13 protein-coding genes are annotated in these 15,397 nt (G+C 39.0%); 6 read left to right on the plus strand and 7 right to left on the minus strand.

The window, feature by feature from the left end:
* Nucleotides 1-31: 31 nt before the first annotated feature.
* A complete protein-coding gene (locus BI350_RS14700) occupies nt 32-505 on the plus strand; it encodes an S-ribosylhomocysteine lyase (protein WP_075528829.1) in 474 nt (157 codons plus the stop codon).
* Between the two features lie 45 nt (nt 506-550).
* On the opposite strand, the gene argH is transcribed toward BI350_RS14700, so the two are convergent.
* Complete coding sequence (gene argH, locus BI350_RS14705) at nt 551-2,062, minus strand: argininosuccinate lyase (protein ID WP_075528830.1); 1,512 nt, start codon at nt 2,060-2,062, stop codon at nt 551-553.
* A gap of 270 nt (nt 2,063-2,332) precedes the next feature.
* Here argH and BI350_RS16975 point away from each other — a divergent pair, with 270 nt between their 5' ends.
* Nucleotides 2,333-2,485: a hypothetical protein gene (locus BI350_RS16975; protein WP_155767544.1), complete on the plus strand. Its 153-nt coding sequence runs from the start codon at nt 2,333-2,335 to the stop codon at nt 2,483-2,485.
* 158 nt (nt 2,486-2,643) lie between these two features.
* Nucleotides 2,644-3,971, plus strand: a protein-coding gene (locus BI350_RS16760; protein WP_155767450.1) for an IS3 family transposase whose coding sequence is annotated in 2 segments (ribosomal slippage) — nt 2,644-3,022 and nt 3,022-3,971 — 1,329 coding nt in all. Because the reading frame shifts where the segments join, the coding sequence is not laid out codon by codon here.
* Nucleotides 3,972-4,059: 88 nt separating this feature from the next.
* Here BI350_RS16760 and BI350_RS14720 read toward each other — a convergent pair.
* From BI350_RS14720 to BI350_RS14730, 3 genes are all read right to left on the minus strand, one after another.
* Nucleotides 4,060-5,427: an MFS transporter gene (locus BI350_RS14720; protein WP_082295105.1), complete on the minus strand. Its 1,368-nt coding sequence runs from the start codon at nt 5,425-5,427 to the stop codon at nt 4,060-4,062.
* Nucleotides 5,428-5,556: 129 nt separating this feature from the next.
* On the minus strand, nt 5,557-6,456 hold the full coding sequence (locus BI350_RS14725; protein ID WP_245698353.1) for a polysaccharide deacetylase family protein: 900 nt from the start codon (nt 6,454-6,456) through the stop codon (nt 5,557-5,559).
* Between the two features lie 210 nt (nt 6,457-6,666).
* Nucleotides 6,667-7,401: an AraC family transcriptional regulator gene (locus BI350_RS14730; RefSeq protein WP_075528833.1), complete on the minus strand. Its 735-nt coding sequence runs from the start codon at nt 7,399-7,401 to the stop codon at nt 6,667-6,669.
* A 122-nt stretch (nt 7,402-7,523) separates the two neighbouring features.
* Between BI350_RS14730 and BI350_RS14735 the strand changes: the two genes are divergently transcribed.
* Both BI350_RS14735 and BI350_RS14740 read left to right on the plus strand, forming a co-directional pair.
* Nucleotides 7,524-7,721: a hypothetical protein gene (locus BI350_RS14735; RefSeq protein WP_075528834.1), complete on the plus strand. Its 198-nt coding sequence runs from the start codon at nt 7,524-7,526 to the stop codon at nt 7,719-7,721.
* Between the two features lie 1,304 nt (nt 7,722-9,025).
* Nucleotides 9,026-9,997, plus strand: a complete 972-nt coding sequence (locus BI350_RS14740) for a S8 family peptidase (RefSeq protein WP_075528835.1) — start codon at nt 9,026-9,028, stop codon at nt 9,995-9,997.
* Between the two features lie 68 nt (nt 9,998-10,065).
* Here the strand turns inward: BI350_RS14740 and BI350_RS14745 are convergent, their stop codons facing one another.
* Nucleotides 10,066-11,409 carry a cyclic 2,3-diphosphoglycerate synthase gene (locus tag BI350_RS14745; RefSeq protein WP_075528836.1) on the minus strand — a complete coding sequence of 448 codons (1,344 nt, stop codon included), beginning with the start codon at nt 11,407-11,409 and terminating at the stop codon, nt 10,066-10,068.
* A 185-nt stretch (nt 11,410-11,594) separates the two neighbouring features.
* Here BI350_RS14745 and BI350_RS14750 point away from each other — a divergent pair, with 185 nt between their 5' ends.
* A complete protein-coding gene (locus BI350_RS14750) occupies nt 11,595-12,386 on the plus strand; it encodes an SDR family oxidoreductase (RefSeq protein ID WP_075528837.1) in 792 nt (263 codons plus the stop codon).
* 173 nt (nt 12,387-12,559) lie between these two features.
* Here the strand turns inward: BI350_RS14750 and BI350_RS14755 are convergent, their stop codons facing one another.
* Nucleotides 12,560-13,723, minus strand: coding sequence for a M20 family metallopeptidase (locus BI350_RS14755; RefSeq protein WP_425423257.1), 1,164 nt, complete (start codon nt 13,721-13,723; stop codon nt 12,560-12,562).
* Nucleotides 13,724-13,904: 181 nt separating this feature from the next.
* Nucleotides 13,905-15,116 (minus strand): NupC/NupG family nucleoside CNT transporter, encoded by a 1,212-nt coding sequence (locus tag BI350_RS14760; protein ID WP_075528839.1) that lies wholly within the window; start codon nt 15,114-15,116, stop codon nt 13,905-13,907.
* Nucleotides 15,117-15,397: the final 281 nt, after the last annotated feature.

The raw sequence follows: 15,397 nt of genomic DNA on the forward strand, positions 1-15,397 counted from the left end.
TTAATAGTCAACCATTAGAAAGGGTGATTGTTTGGCAGAAGTTGAAAGCTTTTTACTTGATCATACGAAAGTGAGAGCACCTTACGTGCGATTATCGGGATCGGAACAGCATGAAAATGGGGGCTTGCTTCAAAAATATGATTTACGATTACTGCAGCCGAACGAAGATGCATTGCCTACTTCAGCAGTTCATACACTGGAGCATTTGCTCGCGACCTATATGCGCGACGAATTAACTGGAATTATCGACATTTCGCCAATGGGTTGCAGAACAGGATTTTATATGATTATTTGGAATGAGCACGCGCCAAAAGACATTGCAATCGCATTAACAAAAGTACTTCAAAAAGTCGTCACGACTGAACATATTCCAGCTGTCTCCGCTCTGGAATGCGGAAATTATCGCGACCACTCACTCTTTTCTGCCCAACAATACGCAAAACAAGTAGTAGATGCCGGAATAAGTGATGATGCTTTTAACCATGTGCCTGTCAAGTATAATTAAAATCAGCAAAAAGCGACTTTCATCGTTAAAAGTCGCTTTTTGCTTTTATTCAAGCCAATTTTCACAATAACTATCTAAATAACCTTCCTGCTCCTCGATCTTCTCTTGCTTGCACTTTATCCAATGCTTCGTCTTCTCAAATCTTCCTTCAAATGCATTAAGGGAAGCTATCATCGTTCCTGGGGCCGGACCTCCCTTAATTTTCCTCACTTGAATAAAATTACGCGGACATACTGCCTCTTCAAATTGCTTTCTGCTCAATTTAAGAGGCCGCTTCACCAATCGAATAAATTCTTCCTGTAGGATTTCGTATGTGAGGTCGGAAAGCTTTTGATCCGGTGTTATTTTTTGAATACTAGTGCTCACAAGATGATGCGCTTGCCGAAAGGATAGTTTCTCCACACGAACTAACGTATCTGCCAATTCCGTTACATTCGCAAAACTATCCCTCGCACGTTTTTCTAGCACTACTTTATTGACCTTCATTGTTGCAAATACGGCTGTTAGTAGTTCATAAATATCGGCTAGTTTATCAATCGATTGCCATAGATAAGGCTGTAAATCATCTTCTGTATCATTGATATCACCAAAAGGCGTATTATGAATCATTGTCAACACTGTATTCGTGTCACCTACAATTGCTGACAATAAAGCCCGACTATGTTCGAGTGCAACTGGATTTCTCTTTTGCGGCATAATCGAACTCACTTGCACGTAAGGGTCCGCGATTTGAATGGCATTGTATTCGTGCGTGACCCAAGTTAGAAAATCTTGAATCGACCGCCCTAAATTTAAACTTGCCACTTGGATGGCAGTGGCAACTTCCATTAAATAATCAGCGCTCGCCACACTATCCCAAGCATTTTCTATTACATCGTCAAACGCTAATAATGCACACATTCTGTCGCGATTTACTTCAAAACCTGAAGTCGTCAATGCAGCTGCGCCCATACTACTACGATTGACTGTCTCAAAAGCCGCTTGAAGCCTTTTCGTATCTCGCTCCAATTGATCCATTAATCCTTTTACATAATGTGCAAATGTTGTCGGTTGCGCTTGTTGGGTATGTGTATACCCAATCATGATCGTGTCTAGATGTTCATTTGCCAAAAAGTGTAAAACGCGTTGGAATGTTAAAAGCCTCTCCATCATCATCAGTAATTTTTTCCGAATCGTCATCCGATATATCGCAATCCCCATATCATTTCGGCTTCTTGCAATATGTAAATTCCCTGCAATATCCCCCGCCTTTTCAATTAATTCATGTTCTATCCTAAAAAATAAATCTTCATAAGTGCCATCATACGAGCTCTTTTTATAAAATTCTTTATCGATTTCAGTAATCGCTTTCCCAATTTTCTGCGCTTCTAATTGAGTCACCAATCCTTGCTCCTCCAGCATCATTAAGTGCGCAATATTAATTTGCATCATATAATCGACAAAATTTTCCTTCGCACCATTGTAAGCCGGTTCGAGGATAACTTTTTTATATGTTAAAGAAGGGAATTTTGTCCCTTCTTTCATTTCAATCAGTTTTCTGAAGTGGGATTTCATCATGCTTGATTCTCCTTTTTTCAGCGTGATAATTACTAAAATGCTTAATTAAACTAGCTTATGCAAGCCAAATCTAGCAAGTGAATGAATTAGAAACTAGCACATGACAGAATACTAATTTATCAGATAAAAAGGTTTATATTTTTCGAAGCCGGGAAGACAAAATACACGTGCGAAATAACGAGAATTAAGGAGGATTTTGAAACCGCTAGCAACGTGCCTAACGATGAAAAAAATAAAACAATATCATTTTCATTAGAGGAGGAATCAATAGTGGCAGTTGATAAACGAAGTAAAAAGTATCATTCAAGAATGAGTGTCCAGGAAGTAGGACGTTTAGGTGTTGAAGCTGCAACTGAAAAATATGACCATGAAAAAATTAGTCGTAAAGAAGGTGAAATACACACGAAACAAAATAATAGGTAAATGAGCCAGTAGATTGCATTATTCAAAAAGAAGCCAATTCGTGTATTTGAACTGAACCCCGAATAGTGGACACTTTAAAAAAAGTGACCTATTCGGGGTTTTTTCTGTTTTAAAAACCCGTTATACTAAAAAAAATACTTAGAACGGGAGATTTTCGAATGAGTAAAATAATTTTCAACGAAATTCAAAGAAAGCAACTAGAATCAAATCCAAATGTCGCCTCTGTATCAGATCGTGCCATTCAATATAATGCGGAATTTAAAATACGTGCCGTCAAAAAAAATATGAACGGTAAGGGACCGACTCAGATTTTCATGGAGAATGGATTTAACTTGGATGTGATTGGAGCTAAAAAAGCCCAATCGGCAATAAGTCGTTGGAAAAACACTTATAAAACATTGGGGGAACAAGGTTTTTTAGAAGAGCGTCGGGGGAAAGGCGGCACAGGTCGCCCTTCCACAAAAGATATATCATCTGAGAAGAAATTAGAAAAAGCTGAAGCCCGTATAAAGTATTTAGAAGCTGAATTAGAATTACTAAAAAAGCTAGAGGAACTCGAAAGGCAGGTGAAGAAGTAATTTTAGCACCCCGCGAAAAATACGCATTGATTAACGAGGTCATTCGGAAATATCAACTAAAGAATATGACGCGTTACCTTTGTGCTTTAACAGGTGTAAGTAGAAGTGGATACTATGCCTGGCTTCAAAATTCGGAGAAACATGCGATTCGTGAAGAGCAAGATTATCAAGATTATTTATTACTAAGATGCATTTATGATGCATTCAAAGGGAAAATTGGGTATCGAGGACTTTACATGGCATTGGAAGAACTAGTGGTGACACCGATGAATCACAAAAAGATTCTCCGCTTAATGAGAAAGTATAATTTCTTTGCGAAAGTGCGTCGAGCAAACCCATATAAATATATTGCGAAAGCAACACAGGCACATCGTACGGTTCCTAACCATTTGAATCGAGCATTCAATCAAGATGAGCCCGGAAAAGTATATTTAACTGATATTACTTATTTACAGTACCGTAATGGTCAAACAGCTTATTTATCTTGTATCAAAGATGTAGCAACCAGGGAAATCGTCGCTTATGAACTTTCGACTAGCTTGAAAATGGGATTGGTTTATCGCACATTAGATAAATTAGAAGAGACATTAGACGGAAATATTCACCCAGAAGCAATGATCCATTCAGATCAAGGTGTCCATTATACACATCCAGAGTATCAAGGACGCGTTAAGAAAATAGGCTTACTTCAGTCGATGTCACGTCGAGGAAACTGTTTAGATAACGCACCAATGGAGTCTTTCTTTGGGCATTTTAAAGATGAAGTAGATTATGAGGAAGCATGTAATTTACGTGAATTAAGGGAAATGATAGACGAATACTTGGAGCATTATAATACGACGCGCAAACAATGGACGTTAAAAAAGATGACTCCGGCACAATACCGAAGTCACCTAATTGCAGCCTAGACTGTAAAAAGTCCTTTTTATTAAACTGTCCGTAAATAAGGGTTCAGTTCAATTACCGATTGGCTTCCCTTTTTTACTCCGATATTTATTATGCTCTTCTCTCTTCCAAAGTCTCGTACATAGCTTTTGTCTTTGTGTCATTTAAATTAAAAATTAATCCTATTCCTATTAAAATTAATACGAACGTGATAATTGGCATCCCTGTATACATTTTCAACACACCTGCAGCGACTTCTGCGGATTGAGATTTAGCGCCGGAAACAAAGCCGACCCATCCAAGTGAATAACTACCTAGCGCCGCGCCAATCCCCATTCCTACTTTTCTTGAGAAAGAATAGATGGAATATAGCGTTCCATCATAACGTTTCCCTGTTTTCAATTCCGTATAATCCAAGCAATCTGTGACAAGCGCCCAAACAATCATGATGAATACGATTGAGCCAATGGTAGCAAGATTATATAACACGATAAAAACATACACATTTTCTATGGCAATCATCGTGATGAGCGTCGATGCAATTAAACTAAATCCAGCTGTTGCTATAATTAACAGCCGTTTTCCAAACTTCTCAACAAGTTTAGGAACCGTAATGAATAAAATAGCTGTAATGGCAATCATGAAAATTGAGTTAATTGCAAAAGCACTTGGCATTCCATAGTATTCTGCAAAAACAATTGCGGCTAATTGGTTCACACCGTTAATCATAATTAACGAACCTACTGAAGCAATCATCATTCCAATTAAAGGTCTATTTTTCATTGCAGCTTTTAAAGCGTCTGTAAATCTATATTCTGACTTTTGACCATTTGAGTGTTTATCTCGAATACGTTCTGTCGTCAATCTTACAAGTCCTGTATAGGACAATAACGAAAGAATACTAAAAACGATGGCAACCTTAAAGAAACCACTTGAAATCACATTTCCTGCATCATCGTAAATAAACATGGGAACAAAGGATAATGCACCGATTCCGACAATCATACCGCCAATGGCACGCGCGCGAGATAATTTCGTTCTTTCAATGGGATCTTGCGTAATTACAGCAGCCAACGACCCATAAGGAATAGAGTCTGCTGTGTAGGCAACACCGAAAAACAAATAGACAGCAACGACCCATATGTGAATAGCTGTTGTTGAGAAACTGGACACATCAGCGAATGCTAATAATAAAGAAGCAGCTAACAACCATTTCGAAATATTTATATAAGGTAAAAATTTATCCCCACTTTTCCCAATTTGCCAACGGTCTGGAATCGTCCCCATGATAACATCCGTCACAGCATCGAATATACGAGCGACTAAAAACAACGTCCCCATGAAATAAGGACTAACGCCCAATACGTATGTCGCAAATATTAAGAAAAAAGAACCTATATACAAATTAACAAAACTACCACCAATGTCTCCGAGCATATAACCAATTTGATCCCGGATGCCAAACTTTCTTGTTTTCATATTATTTCCTCCAATAATTCGTATGTTCATAAGTAAAATAGAGTGAATGCGTTTTCATTAATTTAAAAAATTAAGCAGATGACGAGCAAGTAGTGCAATATGATACCCTTACTACTCGCCCTTATTTCTTTATGGCAAACTTACATATTTCATCAAATCTTTATAACCAATGAGTTGTATGCCATTATTCACCAAGAAATCTTTCAATTCATTTTGCATAAATACCTCATAATCCCCAATTCGACCTTCTGAATAACGCTTTAATCCACGTGATTCAGGTGTATCCTTCATTGGATGGAAAGCAAAATGCGTCAATTTTCCTTTGGGTAATTGCTTTAAAATCGATTTGGCCAATTGCAAACGGTCATTTCTCCCATATGTATGTTCGACGGGCAGACCAGCGATTGCATCCACAACTGGCAAACCTTGTGCGGCAAAACGATTGATTTTTTCTTCCGGTACATTAAATAATGTCTTCATGCTGTCCGCGAGTGAATCAGCCATTCCAGGTAAATTAAATACGACAGGAAGCACTTGATGTTTTTTATAAAAATCAAGATAAGCATCGATAAACTTAGGATTCCAAAGTGTGCCAGAATGGGAATCTACATGTGTTGGCGATACGCCCATATTTCGGGCAACGGTTAATTGAGCCTCTATTTCAGTCGCCACATATTCTGGAAGACCAGTTTTCATCACTTCATGTTTATCCTGCTTAAAATAACCATTTTCATCTATGATTCCAGATGAAGGGTCAAGGGTTGAAACTGGACGCCAACGATAGGTCTCGTATTCACAGTTTAAAGTCAAATGAAGACCAAGATCTATTTGAGGATGATTTCTAAACACCTTTGCAACCTCAGGAAACCACGGACAGGGAACCATCGTAGAACCCGACGAAATCGTACCAAAATCAAGCAGTTCAAGATACGCATCGATTGATGATTGCGTAATGCCAACATCATCCGCATGGACTACGACAACTTTATCTTCTTTTGAATATCCCATTTTCTTAAGAATTGGATTCATTTCCACCAAAAACGCCTCCTATTTTCATATTTCCCGATAAACAAAAGCGCTTACATTTGTTAGTAAGTTTTGTAAGAACTTTATTAATACAACGATTATATAATTTTCTATCCTAAAATAGTTGCAATAATATAACGTCTTTTTACACTAAAATTGCACTTCGCACCCAAAAAGTCATTTTGCTCATTTTCACATGAACAAAACGACCTTCTATGACTTTCTTCTATATTGATTAGGCGTAATTCCTACTTCTTCCTTAAAAACTCTTGAAAAATATTGTGAACTTGTAAAACCTACCATATGGGCAATTCCGGTAATTGGAAGTCGAGAATATACGAGCAGTTGCTTCGCTTCCTTTATTCTCCTCCGATTTCTAAAGTGGCTAATTGTGACGCCTTTTTCCTGCTTAAATGTCCGCATCAAATGGGACGGATGAACAAATAATTGCCTAGCTATTTGTTCAATTGGAATTTCTTCCGTAAAATTCATCTCGATAAAGTTCTCTGTTTTCAAAACAAGTGAGTTCTTCTCATTATATTGAAATCGATTTATTGGATTGGAATAATAATTTAACATATCCAAATGGATTTGCTCGAGACGTGAAATCGCATCGCTATGTTCAATTAAAATCGCATACTTCTCCGTCATATAATGGGCTTGTACCGCACTTAAACCGCCTTTTTCAGCAAAATATCCGTAAAGTGTATTGTGGGAAAGAAGGAAATTTTTGTAAGAACGGAGTTTATTTCCAGGATTTCTTTTTAGTAAATCCATAGAGTCATCTCCAATTAGGCGATCCACATCCGCCACATATTGTTTTGTCGCTCCAACATCTCCTTTTTCAATCGCTTTTAGCAATTTCTCTCTTAACTTATGGGCTTGTTCAATAATTTGCTGCTTTTCAATCGCAATCGTTTGTTTTTCATTTTCGGGGAATTGTTCCATAGGAAATCCTTTCTTGTTAAATTCATGTCATCGATATTTAGTATAATTTCAACATCGATAATTACCACAATTTTGGGCATATTACGAGATGAAGTCAAATATAACAAAACGGAGGTCAACATATGCCAAAAAATTTCCCAAGACCCAATGACACTGAGGCGGATCATGAAGAGAGAGTGGAAAAAACAATTCGTAATATGGAATCCGCGGAATTCGCGGCGGAGTTTGCAGAAGGAAAAGAACTAGAGGCGATTAAAGCGAAAAATAAACGTCGTGAAAACGCCTTGCGAGGCACACATCCGGAGACGGACAGGAAATAATATTAAGAGCAGCTTGACTTCTATCATTGATTGATGATGGAGGGCAAACTGCTTTTTTCTTGATTTCTTTTGGCGTTGCATTATTCGCCTAGCGTTGATTACTTTTATAGAAATGTTGCATGCTTTCTTGTAAACGTTATGAACTTTTATTATAACGTTGCATACTCCGGAAGGCATTGATTACTTTTGCAGAAACGTTGCATTCTTCCTTAAGAACGTTGTGAACTTTTATAATTGCGTTGCATACTCCGCCTAGCGTTGATTACTTTTACAGAAGCGTTGCATGCTTCCTTAAGAACGTTGTGAACTTTTATAATAACGTTGCATACTCCGCCTAGCGTTGATTACCTTTATAGAAGCGTTGCATGCTTCCTTAAGAACGTTGTGAACTTTTATAATAACGTTGCATACTCCGCCTAGCGTTGATTACTTTTATAGAAACGTTGCATTCTTTCCTGTGGACGTTGTGAACTTTTGTGAAAGTGATGATTACTTCCCCTAATGTGGATTACATTTACATAAGCGTTGTTCTAACAGCTTTGGCAAATCAAGTAAAATAGGATAAAGAATCATTCGCTTCGAAAGATTATCACAGCTAAAAAACGTCCATCTACTATCAATAGTAGATGGACGTTTTTAATAAATTCATAAAGAATACTAAATTCCTAAGCATTAATTGGATTAATTCGACATATACCAATTTCTTGCACATATACATTATACAAACACGTTTTATTATATTCCTCATTTGAAAAACTTGTTACTAAAAATGTACGACGGTTTGTTAGGCACTCCCATTTAAAGGAGGTGAAATCAAATGACAACGTACGAAACGCTTAGCTTGCTTCTGCAACTCTCTGGCGGATGGATTGCTGCGATCTCGGTGTTGTTGTCGGTGATCTTTTTCTTCTCTAGAAAGAAGTAACCGTCTTCCCTCGGCAAAAGTGTCGACAATTACTTCTTTTCTTAGGAAAACATTTTTACTGTACCAAACATAGATACACCGTCGTACGAGGTAAAAGAAAGTGAGGATTAGGACTGCTGTAGGACTGAATGCTCAATGACAAACGCCCAATCCCTTCTTATTGTATGTTAACTTTTCTAGTATATGAACACTTTTTTAATAGATTTACAAATTTAAATGACACCATTTATTTACAACAACGCGGTTTAGCTCTTGTTTTCATTTGGGCACCTTCCCCATAATGACTAGTTAACTAGACTTATGCAGAAAGCATGACTTTCAGCCCCCTCCTACAGCAGTTTTAACGTGTTTTAACTATAAACCTAAAGGAGGATTTATTTTGGCAAATTATGTGCACTTGATTCCTCATAAAGTGATTGTGAACGTAGCGGAAGCTAATGAAGTACCTACAGGTGTTGAACTGATTCAGGCGCCGAAAATTTGGCCGACAACTAAAGGAAAAGGGATTACCGTAGCCGTTCTAGACACAGGTTGCGATAACCATCCCGAATTAAATGAACGAATTATCGGGGGTCGGAATTTTACCGACGATGATCGAGGCAATCCAGATATATTCTTAGATTACAATGGGCACGGCACGCATGTCGCTGGCACAATTGCCGCCCAGGAGAATAAAAAAGGGGTCATCGGCGTCGCCCCCGAAGCAAACTTGCTCGTTGTAAAGGTGTTAAATAAAAAAGGGGCCGGACAATATGATTGGATTATTCAAGGCATTCATTATGCAATCGAACAAAAAGTGGATATTATTTCCATGTCATTAGGTGGACCGCAAGATGTGCCTGAACTGCACGAAGCAATAAAAAAGGCAATTGCGCACAATATTCTTGTTGTCTGCGCGGCTGGCAACGAAGGCGATGGCAATGAAGATACCGATGAATACGCCTATCCCGGCCATTACAATGAAGTGATTTCCGTTGGCGCGATTAACCACGAACGCAATCCGACCGACTTCACGAATTCGCATAATGAAATCGACGTAGTTGCGCCAGGCGAAGAAATTCTATCAACCTATTTAAATGGAAAATATGCAACATTAAGCGGCACATCAATGGCAGCCCCCCACGTATCCGGTGCACTCGCGCTAATTAAAAATTTAGTGAACGACAGTTTCGAACGCGAACTGACTGAACCGGAACTGTATGCACAACTGATTAAAAGAACAGTACCATTAGGCTTTTCGCCGAAATTGGAAGGTAGCGGACTCGTGTATTTAACTGTTCTTGATCATTTGAAAAATGTATTTGAAGGTGAAAAGAAATCACTCGTGTTAAATCCTCGCGTTCCGCTCTAAAGCTAGAATAATTGAAAAAGGAAGCTGACAATTTGTTGTATCGTCAGCTTCCTTCATGTCTTTATTAATTATTTCACCAACATCTTTTCCTTAATAAAGCTTTCTAATACATCCTTCAAATTCGGACTACTTACTTCATCCAACTCATAATGCACACGTGTATAAGGTTTGTTAATCGAAATGACTCGAGATAAATCCATTGGCGTGCCAATAATCACTGCGTCACAATCAGCGTTGTTAATCGTTTCCTCTAAGTCCTTCAATTGTTGTTCCCCGTACCCCATCGCTGGAAGAACGTTGCCAATATGGTCAAATTTATCAAAAGTATTTACTAAAGAGCCTACTGCAAAAGGACGTGGGTCAATGATTTCCTTCACACCTAGACGTTCCGCCGCAACTGAACCAGCACCGAGATGCATTTCCCCATGCGTTAACGTCGGGCCGTCTTCAACGATAAGTACACGTTTTCCAACAATACTTTTAGGATGATCGACTGTAATTGTTGATTCGGCTTTAATGATCGTACTCTCAGGACTTGCGAATTTAATATTATTCTCCACAATCTCCACTGCTTCAGCAGATGCACTGTCTACTTTATTAATAATCGCAACGTCTGTCGTTCTTAAACAAACTTCACCTGGATAATATTTCAACTCATGTCCCGGACGATGCGGATCCAATACAGTGATGGCTAAGTCAGGCTCGTAAAATGAAAAATCATTGTTTCCACCGTCCCATAAAATGACGTCACATCCATCAGGATCATTTTCCGCCGCCTCTAAAATGTCCGCATAATCCACACCCGCATAAATAATATTTCCGCGCGCTACATGTGGTTCATATTCTTCCATTTCTTCAATCGTACAGTTATGTTTCTTTAAATCTTCAACCGTTGCAAAACGCTGAACGCGTTGCGCATTTAAATCTCCGTAAGGCATTGGATGTCTAACGGCAACAACTTTTAAATTATGCGCAAGTAAGGTTTCAATCACTTTTCGTGCCGTTTGACTTTTCCCAGTTCCCGTTCGCACTGCACACACAGAAATAACTGGTTTATTACTCTTTAACATCGTACTTTTCGGCCCAAGCAATGTGAAATTCGCACCCGCTGCGTTCACGACTGCACTCACACCCATGACCTCATCATAACTGACATCACTATAAGCAAACACACACTCGTCTACTTCTAGTTTTTGAATTAATGCAGGCAATTCATCTTGTGAATAAATCGGAATCCCCGCTGGATACAATTCCCCCGCTAATTCACTCGGATATTTACGACCATCTATATCAGGAATTTGTGCTGCTGTAAAAGCAACAACCTCATATTCGTTGTTATCACGATAATATGTATTAAAGTTATGGAAATCTCTTCCTGCCGCGCCGATAATAATCACTTTTTTTCTACTCATAGCGTTCCCTCCCGAAACTGTAACTAATAATCATAATTATAACCGTTACTGCATATTAATACAACTATTTGTTTAACAAATAATGAGTGACTTACAGTTCCTCATGCATTGTTAATAGAATATTCCTAAACATCTGGTAAGATAAGATCATTAGTCTATTAAATCATTCGATAGGGGCGATTATGATGGATCTTGAATTAACAAATAAAAATGTTGTTGTAATGGCATCGAGTAAAGGACTTGGAAGGGCGACGGCTTTAGAGTTTGCCAAGGCAGGGGCAAATGTTTTCCTGACAAGTCGGAGCGAAGCATCATTGCATGAAACAGCAGATGAGCTCAAACAACTATCTGGAAATAAAAAAATCTACTATCAACCATGTGACATGGCTTCCGGAGAGGATATTGAAAATCTTTTTCAAGGAGTCAATCAGAAACTAGGTTCAGTTGATATTCTCATTAACAATACGGGTGGCCCTAAAGCGGGTGGGTTTGAAGCAGTCACTGATGAAGACTGGTTTGAATCCTTCGAGAAAAATTTGCTCAGTTATATTCGGACAACCCGGGCAGTGATTCCGCATATGAAAGACCAACAATTCGGTCGTATTATCAACATCTCCTCTTCTTCTACCAAAGAAGTAATTGATCACTTAATTCTTTCAAACACATTCCGTTCTGGCATGGTGGGCCTTACAAAGTCACTCGCCCGTGAATTGGCACCACACAACATACTCGTCAATACTGTAGGACCTGGCCGCATTGAAACGGACCGCCTGATTGAACTCGATACGATTACAGCTGATAAAAAAGGGGTTTCTATGGAGGAAGTAGTCGACATGAACAATCGACATATTCCGTTAGGTCGCTATGGTAAGCCGGAGGAATTCGCCAAGATAGTCGTGTTTCTTGCATCCAGTGCGAACACTTACCTTACAGGGCAATCGCTCGTTGTGGATGGCGGGATGTTGAAGGCGTTGTAATCGGTTTAGGTACTTGTGGCTCATAATTCTATCATTATGCTAAGCCCGTTATTTCAACATTGGACGGGCTTTTAACATTGTTTACGCATAATTGAACTATGCATAGGGAAATCCAAAAATTAAAAAGTCGACAACTTACACGATTGTCGACTTTTTACTTCTACTATTTATTTTTATTCCCCGACATACTCCCATACAACATGCGCAACAGATTTCGCGGCGACGAGCAATGCATCTTCATCAATATCAAATTTAGGATGATGATTAAAATAGGCCTTTTCAACACCCTTTGGTTTACAGCCGATATAATAGAAGGTGCCTGGTACTTTTTCCAAGTAATACGAGAAATCTTCTGAGCCTGATAACATTGGGTACTCGGCAACTTTCGTAATCGCCGGGTCGTTGGCGTTTTCTAGAATTGACGCAACTTCCGAAGTAATTTCAGGATCATTATATAACGGCGGATAATCTGGGATGTAGGTTAATTCGCATGTAACGCCGAATTCTTCTTGAATCCCGTTCGTAATCCGGTGCATTTCTTTGTCGATGATTTCTGCCGTTTTGTCGTTCATATAGCGGACATCGCCTTCAATTTCAATGCGGTCTTTAATGACATTAAATGTTCCTTTTCCATCAAATGAACCAATTGTGACAACACCCATCTCAAACGGATTGATTCGCCGACTGACGATTGTTTGCACAGCAGTTACAAAATGCGCACCTGCAACGATTGGGTCATTCGCATTTTGTGGCGATGAACCATGTCCACCTATCCCTTGAATCACCAACTTAAAATACGATCTTCCAGACATCGCATAACCGCTACGATAACCGATTTCGCCAGCTGGGTTTGTTGGGAATAAATGTGTGCCGAAAACAGCATCTAAGTCGTCTAAAATACCCGATTCCACAATACTTTTTGCACCGCCCGGAGGTGTTTCTTCCGCATGTTGGTGAATAATTTTGATTGTGCCTGCAATCGATGACTTTATTTGAATCAAACAATCTGCCAGAATCATCATATAAGCCGTATGCCCGTCATGACCGCACGCATGCATAACGCCTTCGTTTTTCGATTTAAACGGGACATCCGTTTCTTCGTGAATCGGCAATGCATCGAAATCTGCACGTAAACCAATGACTTTTCCAGGTTTATCACCTTTAATTGTGACGATAATTCCGTAGCCGTTTCCGACATTCGTTTGAACCTCTACATCTTTCCCTTTATAAAAATTCTCAATATATTTCGCTGTCTGTTCTTCTTCAAAAGAAAGTTCAGGATTTTCATGTAGATGACGTCGGATTTGAATCATTTCATCTTTTCGACTTTCAAGCATGTCTAATAACTTTTGCTTCAACTTGCACCGCTCCTTATCGTCTAAAATTCATCGTAAAAATTTCACTCGCCCAAATAATTAATTCAATTTTAACATTCGACTTTATTATGAGCAATCGGAAAATTATCGATTTTAAAAAACGAAAGATCATGCCATCTTTCGTTTTTTTACTCGTATTTACTTAAATAAACATCCCTGCAATGGCTGCGCTTAGTAATGAAGCAAGCATTCCACCCGCAACTGCCCGAATGCCTAGTCGTGCAATATCTGGACGTCTGCTCGGCGCCATTTCGCCCAAGCCGCCTAACAGAATTGCAAGTGAACTTAAGTTTGCAAATCCACAGAGTGCAAAACTGACGACAATAACCGTCTTAGGAGAAAGCGCTGGAATTTCAGGCGCAAATGCCGCATACGCAACAAATTCGTTTAAGACGAGTTTTTGACCGATGAAGCTACCTGCCGTCACTGCTTCAGCCCACGGAACACCAATTGCAAAAGCTAGCGGCGAGAATATGATGCCTAAAATGCCTTCAAGTGTGAGATTTTCAAATCCAAACCATGCGCCAATGCCGCCTAGCATGCCGTTGATCAAGGCAATTAATGCAATAAAAGCAAGTAACATTGCACCAACATTTAACGCGAGCTTCAAACCATCGCCTGCCCCGCGCGCAGCAGCGTCGATAACGTTAACCGAACTACCATCTTTCTCCATGTCAAATTCAGTAACAGCCGCTTCGTCACGTTCAGGGATCATGATTTTCGCCATAATCAATCCCGCCGGCGCTGCCATAAAACTTGCGGCAAGTAAGTATTCAAGTGGAACACCTAATAAAGCATAGCCCGCAAGAACTGAACCTGCAATCGAAGCAAGTCCACCTGTCATCACAGCGAATAATTCAGATCTCGTCATATTTGCTAAAAACGGACGAATGACAAGCGGCGCTTCCGTTTGACCGACGAATATATTGGCAGCCGCGGAAATTGACTCGGGACGACTCGTACCAAGAAGTTTAGACAGCCCACCGCCAATTAGTTTAATGACCCATTGCATAATTCCGAGATAATACAACACGGATATTAAAGATGAAAAGAAAATAATAATCGTTAATACTTGAAACGCAAACACAAACCCGAATTCATTTGTATCAGCGGCTGGCCCAAATAAAAACGCAACCCCTTCACCCGCATAGTCAATGACATTCTGAACTTTCCCTGAAAACCATTCTAGTGCAGCTCTTCCTGTTTTCCACTTCAAAACAATAAATGCAAAAAGGATTTGGATCGCCAATCCAACTGAAATCGTTCTAAAATTAATCGATTTCTTTCCATCCGACAATAAAAAGGCAATACAAAGCACAACGAATATGCCGAAAATACCCCATAATAAATTCATAAATTCCACCTCTGTATTTCATTATTTCCATACGGTCAATCATTCTGAAAATGCATAACACTGCGTCATTATCAGCCTTATCCCAGTTTGGACATTCGAAATTTTATCAAATTTATTCACCAAAGTAAAAGGACTGAATTGTACAAAAAGCGAATAAGAAAAGAAGCTATTTCTAGACAATATCTAGAATTAGCTTCTTTGTTATTTTAATACTATTTTCAAATAAATATTAATGCAGCAGCTTTTCTCCACTTAATTAAAAATTAGGATTTTCAACACTT

Source organism: Sporosarcina ureilytica, from assembly GCF_001753205.1.
Lineage (GTDB): Bacteria > Bacillota > Bacilli > Bacillales_A > Planococcaceae > Sporosarcina > Sporosarcina ureilytica.